This window comes from Calditrichota bacterium (assembly GCA_014359355.1).
Lineage (GTDB): Bacteria > Zhuqueibacterota > Zhuqueibacteria > JANLFK01 > Oleimicrobiaceae > Oleimicrobium.
In genome coordinates this window covers 1-17,933 of the sequence record JACIZP010000388.1, presented here as the reverse complement: position 1 = coordinate 17,933, position 17,933 = coordinate 1, and the positions used below count along the sequence as shown (strand labels likewise).

Genomic DNA, 17,933 nt, shown 5'->3' with positions numbered 1-17,933 from the left:
AGCGAGGAATGTTATGGCAGAAGAGCTGGAAATATCGGTGGTGATTCCGACTTTCAACCAGGCCCACGTTCTCCGGCGGGTGCTGGCAGCCCTTGCCGGAGAGATGGCCCCTGGCAGGGAGGTGCTGGTGGTGGATGACGGTTCCCAAGACGAAACCGAAGAGCTCGTCTCTGGCCTCCTGCGTAAGGGTGAACTGGCCCTGCGGTACATTCGCCAGGAGAACAAGGGTGCAGCTGCCGCGCGCAACGCCGGGCTAGCCCATGCGCGAGGGCAGGTCGTCGTGTTCGTCGACGGCGACGTCATTCCGGCACCCGGCCTGGTGGAGGCGCACCTGCAGTTTCATAGGGAACATCCATGCCTCACCCATCTTGGTCTGGGCACAGTGGAGATGGCGGCGGAGTTGGCCCACTCAGGACAGATGCGGCAACATGAAACCAGGCTTCCCTTCAGTTGCGAAGCTCCAGTGGAGATCCCGTGGCACTACGCGCGAGGGAGCAATTTCTCGGCGAAGCGGGAGTTCCTGATGCTTGCCGGTGGGTTTGACGTCGGCATGCGTTCCGCCGCGGAGGATACCGAGCTCGCGTTCAGATTGCGGCAGCGGGGGGCGCGTCTCTTCTTTCTGCCTCAAGCAGTAGCCATTCACTACCATCCGCTGGCTGATGAGGAGAGCTACCTGCGCAAGGCGTCCCGGTATGGCGAGTCCCTTGCCCGCTGGTACACGCATGTGCCAGAGGCACGCGAGTTCATTACCACGCACTACGGGCTGCAGACGCCGTACAGTTCAACCAAGGCAACCGTGCGACATTTGCTGCACGGAGCTGTCTTCAACGGGCTCACTGAGTCTGTCTGGTTGCGGCTTGCGCGCCTTGTGGTCAGTCGCTGCTACCGCGGGGCCGACCTGGTTCGTCGGCAAGTGTACAAGGCACGGTACCGGCGGGTCTTTGCTGAGTGCCTGCGGGCGGACAGTGCAAGCCTTGCAGCAAGCGCAGCGCGCGAGGGGCACGGAATACTGCGCGTCGTGAGCTATGTGCCGATGAGGTCGCTATGTCGAGTCCAATCATAAGACAGCCAAAACGGGATTCTCTCCGGGTGCTGATGACCAACTGGATCTACAGTCCGGAGTACGGCGGTGGCGCGCGCCAATGTCAGCTGCTCGTGAGGCACCTCAAGCAGAAGGGTGTTGAGGTTGAGGTGGTGGCACGCACCAGACAGAAGCGGCTGCTTGGCCAGACGATAGTAGATGGCGTAAGGGTAACGCGCGTGCCCGACGCCAACGGGCAACTGGCGTCCAGAATGCGCACCGCGGCGGCACTGGTCGCGGAGCTGACACGGCGTTATCGGTGGGCCGACGTGGTGCACATGCACGGCTTCATGCCTGAGGTAACACTGGCTGCGCGCATGGCCGGGCAGAAGGTCGTGCAGAAGGTCACCCTGGTGGGACTCGACGACGCCTCGTCCCTGCAAAAGCGCAAATCAGGCGCAGTGGCTGCGTGGATCGCCCGGATGGCCGACGCGGTGGTGGGGCCGTCGCAGGCCGCTATTGTCTCCTCATTGGTAGGCGGCATTCCGGCCCACCGTTTGTGGTCCATCCCCAACGGCGTCGACCTCGGGCGTTTCCGGCCCGCCACCGAGCTCGAAAAGAGGACCCTCCGGCAGAGCCTCGGATTGGACAGGAAAGCGTTTCTTGTTGTTTTCGTCGGGGGGCTGGAGCGCCGCAAGGGCTTGGATGTGGCAATTCGTGCCATTGCCTTGGCGCGCAGCAAAGGGTTGCGCCCGGTGCAGCTGCTGGTGCTGGGCGTGTCCCCCGAGAGCCTCGCCAACTGTCCTTTTGGCAAAGAGCTCTCTGAGATAGTGGCCCGTCATCAGCTGGATTCCGTGGTGAATTTCTTGGGCGTCAAAGAGAACGTGGAGGAGTACCTGCGCTGCGCGGATGTCTTCGTGCTGCCCAGCCGCGCCGAGGGGCAGCCCAATGCTCTCTTGGAGGCAATGGCATGTCGCCTCGCGTGCGTAGCCCGCACCTTGCCCGGGGTCACGGACGAATTGCTCCTCCCTGGCAGGCGGGGGTATCTGGTGGACGATGATGAAGCGGCAGGCTTTGCCGGGGCCTTAGTTGAACTGGCCGAGGCAAAAGAGCTCCGCGCGGCCTTTGGTGCACAAGCGCGGGCGTATGTGGAACGCCACCATGACATCCGCCACGTCGCGGAAGCCTATCGCACGCTCTATCGAATGCTTGTGGAATCATGAAAGCGAGAGTTCCTGACATGGTTGGCCGACTGACTGGCCAAGAGCCGTGGCGCCTGCTGCAGCGCGGGTCAGTGGTGTTTCTCGTGGCGCTGCTGGTGAGGATCGCCTACGTGCTCTTGTGCAATGGCTCTTACGCCCTGGACGTCGGCGACCAAGCCGCCTACGAGCGCATAGCGCGCGAATGGGTGTCAGGCGGGCAATTCATGCCCGGCAGCTCCTATCGACCACCAGCCTACCCTGCCTTCGTCGCCGCCATCTACTGGGTCTTTGGACCACACCGAGTGGCGGTGGAGCTGGCCCAAGCCTTGATCGGAGCCGTGACTGCTCTTCTGGTCATGCTGTTGGCGCGGCACCTCTTTTCGTCGCGCGCGGCGGTCGTGGCCGGATGGACGGTGGCGCTGCTGCCGGTGCTCGTTCATTTCAGCGCGCAGCTGATGGCCGAGACCCTTTTCACCGCTCTGCTGATAGCTGTGCTGTTGATTCTTGTCCGGGACGACACGAGGGGCGCCGGGCAGGCGGTTGTCTGGGCAGGAGTGCTGGTCGGCCTGGGGGCGCTGATGCGGCCCAATGTGCTGCTCCTACCCGCGGCCTTGGCCTTCTGGTGGCGATGGAGTTGCCGTCTGCCGGTCTTGGCCACCTTCAAGAAAACGCTGCTCTGCCTTGCGGTTGCCCTGGTTACCATTTTGCCCTGGTCGATACGCAACCTCAACGTGCAGGGCAGCTTTGTGCCCGTGTCCACAAACGGTGGGGTGAATCTTTGGATAGGCAACAACGAGCACGCCACAGGAGACTGGCTCAAACCGGGCGACTACTGGTCGCCTTCAGGGAACACCGAAGTGGAGGTGGACCGGCAATACTACCGGGCGGCTCTGCAGTTCATGGTGGCCCACCCCGGCCGCACGCTGGGACTGGCAGCACGGAAGCTCTGCATCTTCTGGTTGCCCTATCCGCACGCCACTGACCGAGTCCCGTCCGTGCTCCTTGTGCCGCTGGTACTCGTGGGTCTGGCGACAAGCCTGCCGCGTCGGCGGACGTGGATTCTGTTGGCTACAATTGTCTACTTCACCTTGGTCAGCTGTGTCTTCTTCGCCAACCAACGCTTCCACGTGCCGCTGCTGCCGGTACTGGCAGTCTACGCTGGCGCCGGTGGGGAAAGGTTGTGGGAATGGTGCGCAAGGAAGCGCTCAGGTCGAGGGGTAAGGCCATGAGCAAGAAGCCTCATAAGGTCCTCTTCGTGAGCCTCTTCCCTCCGCGTGTGGGAGGCCTGGCGCTGCAGAGCGACACTCTTGCCCGACGCCTGGAACAAGAGGGGGTGACGGTGGTGCCGGTGAATGCCCACTATGAAGCGCCCAGCGAAGGCGTTTGCGGCAAGATGTGGAAGGGCATGCGGCAGGTGTTGACCCTGATCCGGGCGTGCGAGGCTCGCGTGCGGGAAGTCGACCGGGTGCTCGTGGCTGGCTGCTCGTGGTGGGGCTTCATGCCGGTGGCGGCGGCGCTGCTCTTAGCCCAGCGGCACAAGAAGCCGGTGAGTGTGCTTTATCACGGTGGGGCTGCACCTCGGTTCCTGCGCCTCCATCACCAGTGGGTGCGGCCGCTGTTGCGACGCGCCGACATCGTCGCGGTGACCTCTCGGTGGCTGCAGCAGGTCTTTCGCAACTACGGCATCGAGACTGCCGTGGTTCCTCCGATCATTGAGGGCGAGCCCGTGCGTGCGAACGATCCGAACGGCCGCGGGCCGACGCTGCTCAGCAATCGCTACCTGGAGCCGCTCTACGATGTAGGCATCATCCTGGAGGCGTTCTCCGCAGTGCAAGCCGCTTGCCCCGGGGCAAAGCTCGTCATCGCCGGTACTGGAAGCCAGCAGAGTGCGCTGCAGGAGTATGCAACGCGGCGTGGCTTGAACGTCACCTTTGTCGGCCACGTGACGAAGGAAGGCATGGCCCAGCTGTTGGCGGCAGCCGATTTGTACATCAGCGCGGCGCGGGTGGACAATCTGCCCACCTCGGTGCTCGAAGCCATGCGCGCCGGCACCATGGTAATCGCTACCCCGGTGGGGGAATTGCCGCACCTCATGGTGCATGGCACGCATGGGCTTTTCTTCGAACCCGGCAGCGCAGAGTCGTTGGCCAAGACCGTGCTCTACGCCTTGGCCCATGAGGACCTGTGTCGGCGGTGCCGCCACCAGGCGCGCGAACTGGCTGCCTCGTTTACCTGGGAGCGCGTGCGGCCTCACTACTTGAACCTGCTGGGCGAACGCAGGAGCGTTCCGGTGAGGCCAGGAATTGCTCGTGTGGACGGTGCTTCAGTGGTGAGCTGAGACGGGAGTGACGCAATGTTCGACGTGGTGACCATCGTCAAAGGCGGCATTTACGTGTTGACTAAGCGCTATTCCGGCCTGTTTGGCCAGTACTGGCGACAAATCATGGAGAGCCAGTGGTACGACGAAGAACGCCTCCGGGAGCTCCAAGACCAGGCTCTCCGGGAACTGGTGGAGTATTGCTACGAGCACGTGCCGTACTATGCCGAGCTGTTCCGCGAGATAGGGCTTTGCCCGGGAGATGTGCGCTCGGTGGATGACCTGCGCAAGCTCCCTCTTTTGGAAAAGGACACTCTGCGGGCTCAGGGCGAGCTCTTTGTTTCGCGCACGAAAAAGCGGTGGTTGCTGCGCAAGGCGCACACGAGCGGTACCACCGGCAAGCCGTTGACGGTGTATCGGGATCTGGACAATGTGGTCTACGAGTACGCCACGCTGCAGAGGCAGTGGCTGTGGGGAGGGCTGCGGCACAACGACCGGTTGGCCACATTGAAGGGCGAAAAGAGGGTGCCGGCAGATCGCAACAAGCCACCTTTCTGGCGCTACAGTCCCTCGGAAAGGAAGCTGGTGATGTCGTCCTACCACTTGTCCAGGAGGAATGCCGAGGCCTACGTGGCAGCGTTGCGCAGGTTCAAACCGGTGGGTCTGGAAGGATACCCGTCATCAGTCTATGCGCTTGCCCGCTTCATGGCGGAACAGGGGCTGACCATACCGCTGAAGGCAGTGTTCACGACCTCGGAAACGCTCGAACCTCGTCAGCGAGAACTCATCGAAGAAGTGTTTGCCTGCAGGGTGTTTGACTATTACGGGCAAGCAGAGCGAGTGGCGGCCATCCACACCTGCGAGCACGGCAGCTACCACGTGCTGCCCGAATATGGAATTGTCGAGTTCTTGCCGGTCCCAGGGGTGGGCCAACGCAACGTCTACGAGATCGTGGGTACTGGGCTGCACAATTTCGCCATGCCGCTGCTCCGGTACCGCCTGGGGGACACGGTGGAGCTTTCCCGGGAAAAGTGCCCTTGCGGGCGCGCTTACCCGACGGTGAAAGCGATTGTCGGTCGGCGCGACAACTACCTGGTCACCCCCAGCGGAGCCCTGATTGGTCGCCTCGACCACGTGTTCAAAGGGGCGCGGCACATCGTTGAAGCGCAGATGGTGCAGGAGGTTGTGGACAGGGTAGAGGTTCGCATCGTGCCTGATAGCGGCTTCGATAACAGCGATGCGGAGTACGTGCGTCGCAAGCTGCAGGAGCGGGTTGGCTCGCGGATGCAGGTGACCATCAAGGTTGTTGACCGCATCCCGCGCAGCAAGACGGGCAAGTTCCGCGCTGTGGTGTCAAAGGTGCGTAGTTGAAGGCGCTCGCAACGGGATGAGGACGGGAGGAGGTGTGGCTATGCGCATCAGCGTGTTCGGCTTGGGCTATGTGGGATGTGTCTCCGCCGGCTGCCTTGCTGAGGATGGACACACGGTCATCGGCGTCGACAAGAATCCACTGAAGGTCGACTTGGTCAATGCCGGGCGCTCTCCAATCATCGAGAAGGACATCGACGCCATTATCGCCAAGGCGGTAGCCGCAGGGAGGCTGCGTGCGACCCAGGACGCTACGGAGGCGGTGGCGAACTCGGATGTCTCCTTTGTGTGCGTGGGGACGCCCAGCAACGGCAATGGCAGCCTCGATTTCAAGCACATTGGCCGCGTCTGTACCGAGATAGGGGGAGCCCTTCGCCACAAAGAGGGCTATCACGTGGTGGCCATTCGCAGCACGGTCTTGCCTGGGATTGCCCGGCGGGTGGCATTGCCAGCACTGGTCGCGGCCTCGGGCAAGGAGCCGGGCAGGGATTTTGGCTTCTGCGTCAATCCGGAGTTCTTGCGCGAAGGGACGGCGGTAGACGATTTCCGCCATCCGCCCAAGACGGTGATCGGCGAGTATGATGAGCGCAGTGGCGAGCCGCTCGTGGCTCTGTACCAAGACCTGCCGGCACCCCTCTTCCGCGTGGACATTGAGACGGCGTCCATGGTCAAGTATGCGGACAATGCTTTCCACGCGGTCAAGGTTGCCTTTGCCAACGAGATCGGACGCCTGTGCAAACGCCTCGGCTTGGACAGCCGCCAGGTGATGGCGATCTTTGTCCAAGACACAAAGCTGAACATCTCACCCTACTACCTTCGTCCTGGTTTTGCCTTCGGTGGCTCTTGTTTGCCCAAAGACCTGCGTGCGATCACCTATCGCGCCAAGGAGCTGGACGTGGAGGTGCCTTTGCTGGTGGCCGCCATGGAGAGCAACCGCCGGCACATCGAGCACGCCATCGAGGAGATCCGCCGCACCGGCAAACGTCGCATCGGCTTTCTGGGCATGAGCTTCAAGGCCGGCACCGATGACCTGCGCGAGAGCCCTTTGGTGACCACCATCGAGTACCTGATTGGCAAAGGGTACGAGGTGGCGATCTTCGACCGAAACGTCTCCTTGGCAAATCTAGTGGGCTCGAACAAGGAGTATATCGAGCGCGAGATTCCGCACATTGCCCGCCTGTTGCGGGCAAGCCCTGAAGAGGTGATCGCCGAGTCGGAGGTTATCGTGATCGGCAACGAATCTGAAGAGCATCGGCGCGCCCTCCGTGCGGCGGACGCCTCTCAGACGGTGATCGACCTGGTTGGCCTGGTGGTGAACGGTGAGCTAAAGGACTGCAGCTATGAAGGCATCTGCTGGTAGGCGCGTGCTGATCATTGTGCAGAACCTGCCCGTGCCTTTCGATCGGAGGGTGTGGCTTGAGGCGACCACGCTCACCAAACACGGGTACAAGGTCAGCGTGATTTCCCCTCGCGAGCGAGGAGAGCCCACCTACACCGTGCTGCAGGGGGTGGCTTTATACCGCTATCGGGTTCCTGTCGATGCGCATGGCGTGATGGGCTACGCGTTCGAGTTCGTCTATTGCTGGTTGGTCACCGCGCTGCTCTCGCTGATAGTGGCGGCTCGCGAGGGGTTCGACATCATCCAGGCCTGCAATCCGCCGGACACCTACTTTGCGCTGGCGGCTCTGTACAAGCTGGCCGGCAAGAAGTTCGTCTTTGACCACCACGACCTTTCGCCGGAGATGTACCTGGCCAAGTTCCCCAATAGGCGGGGCCTGTTCTATCGTGCCTTGTTGTTTTTGGAAAAGATGACTTTTAGAACTGCTGACCTGGTGTTGGCTACGAACGAATCGCACAAGGAGATTGCCCTGCTGCGCGGCGGCGTTGAGGAGGAGCGCATCTTCATCGTGCGGAGCGGCCCGGATTTCGCGCGCCTGCGGCGATTGCCTGCAGAACCGGCGCTCAAGGAGGGGAGAAAGTATCTGGTCGCCTATCTGGGTGAGATGTGCCCGCAGGATGGCGTCGACTACTTGCTGCGTGCGGCCAAGGTGCTGCGGGACGACCTGGGAATGTCCGACGTCCTCGTGGTGCTCATCGGCGGCGGGCCGGCGCTGCCTGCGCTCCGTGCCTATGCGGAGTCCTTGGGTCTTGATGGCACGGTGAGATTCACGGGGAGGGTGGCGGATGACGATTTGTGCCGTTACCTTTCCACCGCCGATCTCTGTGTGGATCCGGATCCAAAGACGGAGTGGGCGGACCGCTCGACCATGAACAAGATTCTCGAATACATGGCACTGGGAAAGCCGATAGTGGCTTTCGACTTGAAGGAACACCGGCGCTCTGCCGCGCAGGCGGCCGTGTACGCCCGCCCCAATGAGGAAAGAGACCTTGCTCTGCAAATCAAGCGCCTGCTCTTGGACGAAACCCTGCGCGCACGGATGGGCAGGATCGGACGGCGTCGGGTGGTGGAGCAGCTCTCCTGGGAACACACCAGTGTGAACCTGCTGACAGCATACGAGCGGCTTTCTGCCAGGCGCACCGAAACCAGCGCCCAGATGTCGATCGGCCATCTGTCGAAGCTGGGCGCCGAATGCAGCGGGGCGTGAGCGAGCTGGAGTGAGGTGAGGAAGATGACGGGTGCAGTGGCAAGATGGATCCTTGCAGTGGTCATATTGGGGCTGCTCTTGACAGCGTGCACCAACGACCCAGTTTCGCCCCAAGCCCAGGTGTGGTCCCCCTGCAACCTGGGCCTGGGCAGTCTCTACGTCCAATGCCTGGCCGTCGACCCGCATGATGACAATACACTCTACGCGGGTACCTTCGGTGGGCTGTTCCGCAGCAGCAACGGCGGAAGGCGCTGGGAACCATGCGGCCAGGGAATCAGCAGCAGCGACATTTCGGCCGTGGCCGTGTCGCCGCACCGTGCGGGTGTTGTGCTGTGTGGTACCTGGGGCAAAGGGGTGTTTTTGAGTGAGGACGGCGGGCAGACGTGGGCCGCCAGAAGCAACGGCATCCGCAATCCGCGTATCAACGCCGTGGCATTTGACATGCACGACACCACGCGCATCTACGCAGCGACGACGGATGCGATGTTCTTCAGCATCGACGGCGGGCGCACCTGGTCACCATGTTTCCCCTATGGCAACGTGCGGAGTGTCGGCGTGCACGCCCAGCTGGCTCGGGTGCTCTACGTCGGTGTTGAGTACCACGGCGTGCTCAAGTCTGAAGACGGGGGACTCACCTGGCAGGCCAAGAACAGCGGGCTGCACCGCACCGAGGGCTCCTACGATGCCCCCTGGGACATTGTTTTCGACCCTGTAGATCCTGGGGTGATGTACGTTGCGACTGGTGTAGTCGATCTTCACAAGAGCGAGGACGGGGGCGAGACGTGGAGGCTAATGAGCGAAGGCCTTGACTGGCGTCGGGTGCGACAAGTGGCCATCGACAAGGGGAATCGCCTGCGGCTGTACGTGGCCACCGATCGCGGCGTCATGCAGAGTAACGACGGTGCGCAAACATGGAGACCTGTGAGCGACGGACTGACCCACAGCAATGTGCGGGCGGTCGTGGCAACTGCGTCTGCCATCTATGCAGGAACCTATGGTGGAGGTGTGTTCCGGTATGCCCCGAACCGTTAGACAATTGTTGGCAGACCGCGTGCTCTTGGCCATCTGTGGGATAGCCTTAGCGGCTCGCCTGGCGTTCGTGGCGACGCTGGAGAACAGGTACTACTGGCCTATAGACGAGAGCGCCTATGACCATCTGGCCCGCTCGTTGGCAGCCGGCAACGGCTTTGTCGATGAGCAGGGACAAGCCACCGCGTATCGGCCGATTGGCTATCCAGTCTTTTTGGCGCTCGTCTACCTGGCCTTTGGCCGAAGCTTGGTGGCGGTGCGCATAGTTCAGTCGGTGTTGACTACGGCGTTGGTGGGCGTGGTCTACCTACTGGCCCTGCGGCTGTTTGATCGGCGAGTCGCGCGCCTCGCAGCCGGCATCTGTGCCCTTTATCCCTACTACGTCTATGTGGCAGGAGTGCTGTACTCCGAAGCTCTTTGCGTGTTCGTTCTGGCCTATGCTGTGTACCGTTTCATCATCGCCTGCGATGAGCCGAAAGCGCTGCGTTTCCTGGGGGTTGGGGTGCTGCTGGGGGCGGTGCTGCTGATCAGGCCGAATCTACTGGCAGCGGTGCCCTTCTTTGTGGCCTGGTATCTTTGGGTGCCGGGCGTTCGCCGGCGCGTGCCGGCGTGGATGGCTGCACTCTTTCTGCTTGTGGCCATTGCGACTGTTGCACCATGGGCCGCCAGAAACTATGTGCGCCTTGGGGCGGTCACTTTGACTACCAATGGAGGGCGCAACTTCTGGCTTGGCAACAACCCGGCGGCCACGGCAAATACAGGGAACGAAGTAGCCCTACCCCCTGATCTGGCCCAGAGGTTAGAGCAGGCCGCTTCCGAGGTGGAGCGGGACCGCATCTACTATGCGACGGGCTTGGCCTTTATTCGCGAGCAGCCCGTCCGCTTTCTCCGTTTGGCGGCCAGCAAGGCGGTGGCGTTCTGGCGCTTCTACCCGGTACCATCGTCGGGCTTCAAGCAAAACGAGAGGCTGTCGAAACTGGCGAGTATCGTGACCTTCGGTCCATTGCTCGTCTTGGCAATAGTTGGGTTGATTGCCTCGTGGAAAAAGAGCTCCAGGGAGAACTTGGCGTTCCTATGCCTGTTCATCGGCTTTGATGTGGCGCACGCACTCTACATTGCCATTGTACGGCTGCGACTGCCGCTGGATGTGTTCCTCATGCCATTTGCTGGTTTTGCGGTGGTGTGGCTTGCGGAACGGTGGCGGGGAGCGGGTGGCAAGAGAGGTCGAGCAGAGAAGGTCGAATCTGTGGAGGAGAGATGGCACGCCAACGGTCATCCAAAGTAGCCGGGAGCCAGCCGCGTGCGCGGTTGTTGAGCAGAAAAACCCTTGGCGCGTTGTTGGTAGCAATCAGGCCCAGGCAGTGGACAAAGAACCTGTTGCTCTTTGCCGGCGTCATGTTCTCGCTGAACCTCGGCTCCGCCCCGTTGGTGATGAGGGCCTGTTTGGCGTTTGCCGTGTTCTGCCTTCTTTCCAGTTCGGTATATCTGGTAAACGATGTGATCGACGCCGAACAGGATCGGCAGCACCCTCTCAAGCGCATGCGTCCGGTAGCCAGCGGCACGCTCTCGCCTGTCTTCGCTCTCTTCATCGCGGGACTCTTGGCAGTTGGCGGTGTCGTCGGCGCTCTGGGCTTGGGTGGTCGATTCGCGGGCATTGCCTTGGGCTACTACGTCCTGATGGTTGTCTACTCTCTGTGGCTGAAGCGAGTGGCCCCTCTTGACGTGCTGATCATCGCCATCGGCTTTGTGCTGCGCGCAGCAGCGGGTGCCGTAGTGGTCAATGTGGCAATATCGCAGTGGCTGGTCGTGTGTACCACCTTCTTGGCTCTGTTCGTGGCGCTTTGCAAACGCCGCCACGAGCTCACCGCCTTGGGTAGCGTTGCGGCCGAACATCGTCGGGCTCTTATTTCCTACAGCCCTGTTCTTCTTGACCAGTTCATCATTTTGGCTGCTACCTCAGCGGTGATGAGCTACACGCTGTACACGCTGTCGCCGCGCACTTTAGCTGAGTTCGGGACGCCTAACCTCGTCTACAGCGTCCCCCTGGTTGTCTTTGGTATCTTTCGCTATCTGTACTTAGTGCACCACGAAAACGGGGGCGGCAACCCGGAAGTGCTCCTCTTTGCGGACGTGCCGTTGCTTGCCGCCATCATAACGTGGGCGTTCATGGTTGCAGCGATAATCTACTGGCTCTGAATCTGGATCTGGACAGAGAAGTTGGTTCAATGGTGCCCGCCGAAAGGCGAGCCTGAAACCGCGGAGACAACACTGACGTCGATGCTGATTGCCGAGCGGAAGGGAGATGGAGCGTGATGACGCGGTGGACGAAGATGGGAGTGACGATAGCGCTGTGGAGCGTGGCGGTGCTCCCTGCGCGCGCGGGAGTGGAGCTGGTCAGTGCAACTTCGAGCGGCGTGACGATGGAGTTGCGGGTTGATTCGCTGCGCATCGTTCCCGCTGAGGGGGAGGCCGGGCTCGTATCGCTGGTCATCGACGGCTACCCGAACACGGCCGAGCCAGGTATGCCCATGGTGCCCATGACTGGCGCGGTGGTCGGAATCCCTGATGAGGGCGACGTGACCCTGTGCGTACAGGCGGTGGACTTTGTCGAGCAGGCCATCCCCAATGTCCAGAAGGCGCCGGAGGAATGGCAGGGGGAGAGTGTTGGCGTCGGAGGGGCAGACGCGTGGTATCCCGCCGAGTTTGCCACCCTGGGCCAAGTGGGCTTTGTGCGCGAACAGCGCATAGCTCAGGTGGTGTTCTTCCCGGTGCGGGTCAACCAGGCAACGCACCGCGCGCAGGTGGCGCGCGCCATCCGCGTGGCCGTTCTCTTCAGTCAGCCAGGGGCGACGACTACCACGCAGCAGGTGGCGACCCAGCAGTCGATCTTTGAGGACTTTTTCCGGACCACGTTGGCCAACTATGCGCAGGCCAGGCAGTGGCGGAAAGGGCAACAGGTGCCGCTGGCGCTCTCCAGGACTGCCTCATCATCGCGCACAGGGCAGGTGTTCAAAATCATTGTGGAGAATGACGGCTTCTACCAGGTCACCGGCCGTGACTTGGAGCGCGCAGGCGCCGTGCTCAGAGGGGTCGACCCGCGCCTAATCAGCCTCACCAACAAGGGACGCGACGTGCCCGTGTGGGTGACCGGCAGCCGCGACGGAGTCTTCGACCCGCAGGACGCCATCCGTTTTCGCGGTGTATTCAACCGTGGCGATTACACCTACCATTCCCCTTACACGCCGGCCAATGTCTACTGGCTGACCATAGGCGAGGTACCCGGTGCCCAAATGGTGGAAGTGGACGGCGGATTGTATGACACGAGTCCATTGCGGCCGACAAGCACGCGGTTAACCAGACACTTCGAAGAAGACCGGGTATTTGAGCGTCTGCTGTTGGTATCTGAGGAAACTGCCGACCACTGGTTCTGGGTGCAAGCCCAACCCGGCAGCCCGCTGGTTATTCCGCTGCGCCTGGACGGGCCCGCCACGACTGGCCAGCCGGCGCGGGTGAAGGTGCGGCTGAGAGGGCTCACCTACCCTTCGTACGCCAACCCTGACCACCACGTGGTGGTGAAGTTGAACGACGAAGTCGTTGGCGACGCGAAGTGGGACGGGCAGGCAGCATACACGGTGGACAATGCCTCGGTGCCTGCCTCTGCCCTCAGGGACGGGGAAAATGCGCTCAGCATCGAGTTGCCCGGCGACACAGGAGCAGGCGATCTTGACCTGGTGCTCCTTGACTGGATCGAGGTGGAATACGACGCCCTCCTTGAGGCTGTGGACAACAGGTTGCAGATCCAACGCGCCCCGGGCAGCGAGAGGAAGGTGGTGGAGTACAGCATCGCTGGCCTTACTCGCAACGATGTGTTCATCATCGACGCCGTGGGCCGAAGGTTCACCAACCTTGCCTGGGAGAGGGAGGGGAACCTCTATCGCGTGACCTTTCAGGACACAGCACCGCTGAGCACGACCTACTATGTGCTGCCGGCTGACGCCTGGCAATCGCCAGCGGCCATCATCAAGGACACTCCGTCGCAACTGCGGGATCCCGGTAACAGCGCTGACTATGTGATTATCACCCATGCCGATTTCATGGCAGAGGTGGAGCGCTTGGCCGAACATCGCCGCGCCAAGGGTCTCCGCACCATGGTGGTAGATGTGGCGGACGTGTACGACGAGTTTGGCGACGGGAGCATGGACCCCAGGGCGATAAAGCGGTTCTTGCAGTACGCCTACGAGCACTGGACACCGCCGCGCCTGAGTTACGTTCTGCTGGTCGGGGATTGTACCTATGGCTTTGACAAGGAGGTGGCGCGTAGCTGGAAGACGAAGACGTACGTGCCGACCATGCTGGAGTACACGACCACCTGGGGCATCCTTTCCAGCGACAACTACTTTGCGTGCGTGAGCGGCACGGATGTGCTGCCGGATCTCTACATCGGTCGTCTGCCTGTGGCGAGCGCTCAGGAAGCGGGCGCTGTCGTGGCCAAGGTCATTCAGTATGAACGCTACCCGCTCATCGGGCAATGGCGGCGGCAGCTCGGGCTCATTACCGGCACTGGTACCGCCAGCCGCAATGAGTTCGAGATGAACGCCGACTACCTACAGCGCAACTGCACGCCGCCGGAGATCCGCGTGCGTCGCCTGTCCACCGATACACGCTCGCCGCACATGGGCAGCACCGAGGACCTGGTGCGCCTGTTCGAGGAGGGCACCGTAATCATGAACTTTATCGGCCACGGCGGCGGTGGCGTCTTTTCCGATGAGGAACTCTTTCAAATCGATGATGTGAACCTTCTCAACAACACCATGAATTTCCCGGTGCACTTTAGCCTGACATGTTTCATCGTCTACATCTACAGTCCGACCAAGGCTTCGCTAGGAGAGGAGTTGCTCCGCGCCCCAGGCCGGGGGATCGTGGCCCACTTTGGCTCGGCAGGACGGGCGCGCTTGTATGGTGACCAGCTCCTGAACATTGGCCTGTTCAAGTCGCTCTTTGCCAATGGCAGGCGGCGTGTGGGGCAGGTAACGACCGAAGGCAAGCTGAGTATGTTGGCCGGGGGCTTCCGCTATCCGGACGAGGCAAAGAGCTTTAACCTCATGGGCGACCCGGCACTGCAAATTGCCTTGCCGCCGACGAGTGTGGAGCTCTTTTTGACCAACGCGAGTCTGAGCGTCGGTGAGGTCCTCTCCGTGAGTGGCACTGTCGCGGGCAGTGGCAATGGCATGGTTTTGTTGGAAGTGGTCAACGATGCCGACTCGGTGGTGGCCGACACGATAGTGCCTGTCAGCAACGGGAGTTTCCACGCCGACCTGGCGCAGGTCACGACGCAGTTTGCGCAGCATTGGCAAGGGAGCAGGGGAGTTGGGGTGGTGCGCGCCTATTTCTGGAATGAGCAGAGCGACGGCATCGGCGCGGTGCGGTTTAGGCTCAACGAGCCTCACTTTGTCCAGGTCTACACCGAGCCTGCGCGCCCTGCGCACATGGATTCGGTCTACATTTCGGCACGGGTGGTGGTTTCTCCTGCCTTGGCGCCCGCCGGCGTGAGCGCGGTCTACTGCGAGTGGTCGCGCAACAGCGCCACATGGACGCGTTTGGCCATGGAGCCCAGAGGAGGAGGAGGGCTGTACAGAACCGTTGCCCCGCTTCAGGTGGAAGGAGGGGCACGTGTGTACTACCGCATCGTGGCCGAGTACAGCGCAGGGGAACCCAGTACTCTGGTCAGCGAGGTCTTCAGCTACGACGTTATCAAGTCAGCCGACATAGTCGTGACGGCTGAGGGCATGAGGGTTTCTGGGACCAGCGCGTTGGAGGTGAACGTCAGGGTTGCCAACGCCGGGGAGGTAGACAGCGGCCCGTTTGCCCTCCACCTGTTCGATATCACCTCTGGGCAAGAGGTGCCCATGGCCCCGGAGCAACGTCTGCCTAACATAGCATCTGGGCGGGACACCACGGTGACGTTTCTCTGCGCCAACCCGGCGGAGGGTCTGCGTACCTTCCGCGTTGTTGCCGATTCTGCCAAACAGATCAATGAGCAGAACCGCGACAACAACAGCGGACAGCGCACCCGTTGGATCGTGCTGCGGGGGACAGGAACCGGGGCTCAGCCCATTGCGGCGGACGGCAACTTTTCGCTTGCCATCCCAGCAGAGGCCGTTCCCCGTCACACCGCCATAGCAGTCAGTGGCATGGCGCTGCAGCACTTTACGGGGGCCGGCAAGGCGAAAGACCTTGTGGCAGTGAGATTGAAGGATGGCCAATCCAACTACCTCTATGCCTTAGCGAGCGACGACAGCACCCTCAGCTTCTCTCCGCCGTACACGGTGGAGATGTTCTTCGATCCCAGCGACACGTTAGCTGCCCACGCGGCCGCGCTCGGACGGCTCAAGCTCTACGCGTGGGACAAGGCTGTGGGGCAGTGGATCGCGTTGAACAGTCAGATTGATGTGCCAGCCGCCAAGGCCTTTGCCAGTGCTGCAACTTTGTTCTCCGTCTACGGTCTGTTTGTGAATGTGGATAGCCAAGCGCCCACGATTCGCCTCACGTTCCAGGGCCAGACGTTTGCCCAGGGTGACTTTGTGCCTGCCAAGCCGAACATTGTGGCTATTGTGGAGGATCAGAGCCCGGTGGACAACGACCTGCGTCCGGTGCGCGTGGTGCTCGATGGGCGCGAACTTGCTGCTGCCGAGTTCTCGTGCACCTCGGCACCCGACTCGCCCAACATGTTGGTGGTGGGCCTCAGCCCAAATCTCCGCTCCGGGCAGCATCAGTTGCAGGTGACCGCCTACGATGTGCACGGCAACAAGGGTGTGGCCGAAGCAACGTTTACGGTGAGCGAGAGCTTTGCCCTGCGTAGCATTGCCAATCACCCCAACCCTTTTGCTCAGCAGACGGTCATCGCCTTTACGCTGACCGCAGAGGCCGACGAGGTGCAGCTGCGCATCTACAGCACCTCGGGCCGGTTGGTGCGTGACCTGACGCGCGAGGTCGAGTCCGTGATTGGCTACACCGAGGTCGTATGGGACGGCACAGATGAAGAGGGCGAGCAGGTAGCAAATGGTGTCTACTACCTGAAGCTGGTGGCCAGGCGTGGGCAGAACAAGATCGAGACGATCGAGAAGATCGCCCGGTTGCGATAGCACTTTCCTGCGGTGAATGGGAGAAATGACTATGCGTGCAAAAATGTGGTGGGGGACAGTGCTCATGGTGGCGTGGACGGTCTTTGCCCCGCAGCTTCTGCTTGCCGGGACCTATGCGGCCGAATTTCTTCGCATCGGAGTTGGCGCACGGCCTGCGGCCATGGGGGGCGCCTTTGTGGCCCTGGCCAATGATGGGACTGCCTTCTACTGGAATCCGGCGGGCCTGGCCTATGTGCGCCGCGCCGAGCTGACGTTCGAGCATACCCCCATGTTCGGCGGCATTGCGCAATACAACGTGGCCAGCGTCGCGCTACGGCTGATGCCGGGGATGGCAGTTGGGTTGAGCTGGATCCGGCTGGGCGTGGAGGATATTCCCCGCTACGGCGAACTGGCCGAGACACGCTGGGACCGGTTCACCAATCCGGCGTTGCGTTCCACCGGTCAGCCCGAAGGGTATTTTGGCGATTCGGAGAATGCCATCATGCTGTCATTTGCCCGCAAGCTGGAATTTGAGCTGAGCCTTGGCGTGGGCCTTTCGCGGGTGTGGATTCCCGCCGAGCTTTGCGTGGGAGCCACCTACAAGTACCTCGAGCAGCACCTTGATGCTTTCTCTGGCCATGGACAGGGTTTGGATGCTGGGGTCTTGCTGCGTTTGACCACCGAGGCGGAGTCTGCTGGTCAACCGGTGCGCAGTGTGGGTCTCGGGGTAGGTGTGCGCGACCTTTCGCGTACCTCCCTCAAGTGGAACAGCCCGGCCAGAACCATCGATCGCACGCAGCCGGTGGTACGCTGTGGGGTGGCGTTCACGCAGAGTCTGCGCTTCCTCAAATCACAGGCGGGCCTTGCTCTGGACAAGGAGTACTTTGGGGCAGAAGGGGTGTATGTGGGCGGCGAATTGGCGGTGGCGAATGTGGTGGCGCTCCGCGTGGGATCTCATGATGGCGACTTGGCGGTGGGAGCCGGCCTGCGGCTGGGTTGGGTGCACATCGACTATGCCTTTGTGAGCTATCAACTGCGTGGAACACACCGGGTGTCTGCAGCCATGCGGCTTTAGTGTCTGTGGGTTTGTTTGGGGTAAACGTCTCAGGCGGCTGCACGGCGGGTGTGGATCGCGTAGGAAGGGACCGCAAAGGTCCCAAGGTGGAAGAGGCCGTTGCGGCTGCCTGAGTTCGTCGAGGCCGGTGCCGAATAAGTGGCACCGGCCTTTTTCGTGAGGTAAGGGGGTGTCGCTCTGGTTGGAAGCATCTG

The 17,933-nt window shown here is 61.7% G+C and carries 12 protein-coding genes; all 12 read left to right on the top strand.

Going from position 1 to position 17,933, the window contains the following annotated elements:
* The first annotated feature begins 13 nt into the window (after window positions 1-13).
* Window positions 14-1,063 carry a glycosyltransferase family 2 protein gene (locus tag H5U38_16120; GenBank protein ID MBC7188551.1) on the top strand — a complete coding sequence of 350 codons (1,050 nt, stop codon included), beginning with the start codon at window positions 14-16 and terminating at the stop codon, window positions 1,061-1,063.
* Window positions 1,045-2,244 (top strand): glycosyltransferase family 4 protein, encoded by a 1,200-nt coding sequence (locus H5U38_16115; GenBank protein ID MBC7188550.1) that lies wholly within the window; start codon window positions 1,045-1,047, stop codon window positions 2,242-2,244. Before H5U38_16120 ends, H5U38_16115 begins: the two co-directional genes overlap by 19 nt.
* Entirely contained in the window at window positions 2,241-3,452 is a 1,212-nt protein-coding gene (locus tag H5U38_16110; GenBank protein MBC7188549.1) for a glycosyltransferase family 39 protein, read from the top strand. The genes H5U38_16115 and H5U38_16110 overlap by 4 nt, the downstream gene beginning before the upstream one ends.
* Window positions 3,449-4,561, top strand: coding sequence for a glycosyltransferase family 4 protein (locus H5U38_16105; GenBank protein MBC7188548.1), 1,113 nt, complete (start codon window positions 3,449-3,451; stop codon window positions 4,559-4,561). Before H5U38_16110 ends, H5U38_16105 begins: the two co-directional genes overlap by 4 nt.
* A 15-nt stretch (window positions 4,562-4,576) precedes the next feature.
* Window positions 4,577-5,911, top strand: coding sequence for a phenylacetate--CoA ligase family protein (locus H5U38_16100; protein MBC7188547.1), 1,335 nt, complete (start codon window positions 4,577-4,579; stop codon window positions 5,909-5,911).
* A gap of 40 nt (window positions 5,912-5,951) precedes the next feature.
* Window positions 5,952-7,268: a nucleotide sugar dehydrogenase gene (locus H5U38_16095; GenBank protein MBC7188546.1), complete on the top strand. Its 1,317-nt coding sequence runs from the start codon at window positions 5,952-5,954 to the stop codon at window positions 7,266-7,268.
* On the top strand, window positions 7,249-8,514 hold the full coding sequence (locus H5U38_16090) for a glycosyltransferase family 4 protein (protein MBC7188545.1): 1,266 nt from the start codon (window positions 7,249-7,251) through the stop codon (window positions 8,512-8,514). Before H5U38_16095 ends, H5U38_16090 begins: the two co-directional genes overlap by 20 nt.
* Window positions 8,515-8,538: 24 nt before the next feature.
* Window positions 8,539-9,546: a hypothetical protein gene (locus tag H5U38_16085; protein ID MBC7188544.1), complete on the top strand. Its 1,008-nt coding sequence runs from the start codon at window positions 8,539-8,541 to the stop codon at window positions 9,544-9,546.
* Window positions 9,530-10,828: a glycosyltransferase family 39 protein gene (locus tag H5U38_16080; GenBank protein ID MBC7188543.1), complete on the top strand. Its 1,299-nt coding sequence runs from the start codon at window positions 9,530-9,532 to the stop codon at window positions 10,826-10,828. The genes H5U38_16085 and H5U38_16080 overlap by 17 nt, the downstream gene beginning before the upstream one ends.
* A complete protein-coding gene (locus tag H5U38_16075) occupies window positions 10,801-11,739 on the top strand; it encodes a decaprenyl-phosphate phosphoribosyltransferase (GenBank protein MBC7188542.1) in 939 nt (312 codons plus the stop codon). The genes H5U38_16080 and H5U38_16075 overlap by 28 nt, the downstream gene beginning before the upstream one ends.
* Window positions 11,740-11,855: 116 nt before the next feature.
* A complete protein-coding gene (locus H5U38_16070; GenBank protein MBC7188541.1) occupies window positions 11,856-16,685 on the top strand; it encodes a hypothetical protein in 4,830 nt (1,609 codons plus the stop codon).
* A 31-nt stretch (window positions 16,686-16,716) separates the two neighbouring features.
* Entirely contained in the window at window positions 16,717-17,739 is a 1,023-nt protein-coding gene (locus H5U38_16065; GenBank protein MBC7188540.1) for a UPF0164 family protein, read from the top strand.
* Window positions 17,740-17,933 lie beyond the last annotated feature (194 nt).

Excerpts from the sequence above, each read along its gene's own strand:
- H5U38_16085 (MBC7188544.1), top strand. The coding sequence starts at position 8,539 with ATGACGGGTGCAGTGGCAAGATGGATCCTTGCAGTGGTCATATTGGGG.
- H5U38_16075 (MBC7188542.1), top strand. The coding sequence starts at position 10,801 with ATGGCACGCCAACGGTCATCCAAAGTAGCCGGGAGCCAGCCGCGTGCG.
- H5U38_16090 (MBC7188545.1), top strand. The coding sequence starts at position 7,249 with ATGAAGGCATCTGCTGGTAGGCGCGTGCTGATCATTGTGCAGAACCTG.
- H5U38_16105 (MBC7188548.1), top strand. The coding sequence starts at position 3,449 with ATGAGCAAGAAGCCTCATAAGGTCCTCTTCGTGAGCCTCTTCCCTCCG.
- H5U38_16070 (MBC7188541.1), top strand. The coding sequence starts at position 11,856 with ATGACGCGGTGGACGAAGATGGGAGTGACGATAGCGCTGTGGAGCGTG.
- H5U38_16110 (MBC7188549.1), top strand. The coding sequence starts at position 2,241 with ATGAAAGCGAGAGTTCCTGACATGGTTGGCCGACTGACTGGCCAAGAG.
- H5U38_16065 (MBC7188540.1), top strand. The coding sequence starts at position 16,717 with ATGCGTGCAAAAATGTGGTGGGGGACAGTGCTCATGGTGGCGTGGACG.
- H5U38_16095 (MBC7188546.1), top strand. The coding sequence starts at position 5,952 with ATGCGCATCAGCGTGTTCGGCTTGGGCTATGTGGGATGTGTCTCCGCC.
- H5U38_16100 (MBC7188547.1), top strand. The coding sequence starts at position 4,577 with ATGTTCGACGTGGTGACCATCGTCAAAGGCGGCATTTACGTGTTGACT.
- H5U38_16080 (MBC7188543.1), top strand. The coding sequence starts at position 9,530 with ATGCCCCGAACCGTTAGACAATTGTTGGCAGACCGCGTGCTCTTGGCC.
- H5U38_16120 (MBC7188551.1), top strand. The coding sequence starts at position 14 with ATGGCAGAAGAGCTGGAAATATCGGTGGTGATTCCGACTTTCAACCAG.
- H5U38_16115 (MBC7188550.1), top strand. The coding sequence starts at position 1,045 with ATGTCGAGTCCAATCATAAGACAGCCAAAACGGGATTCTCTCCGGGTG.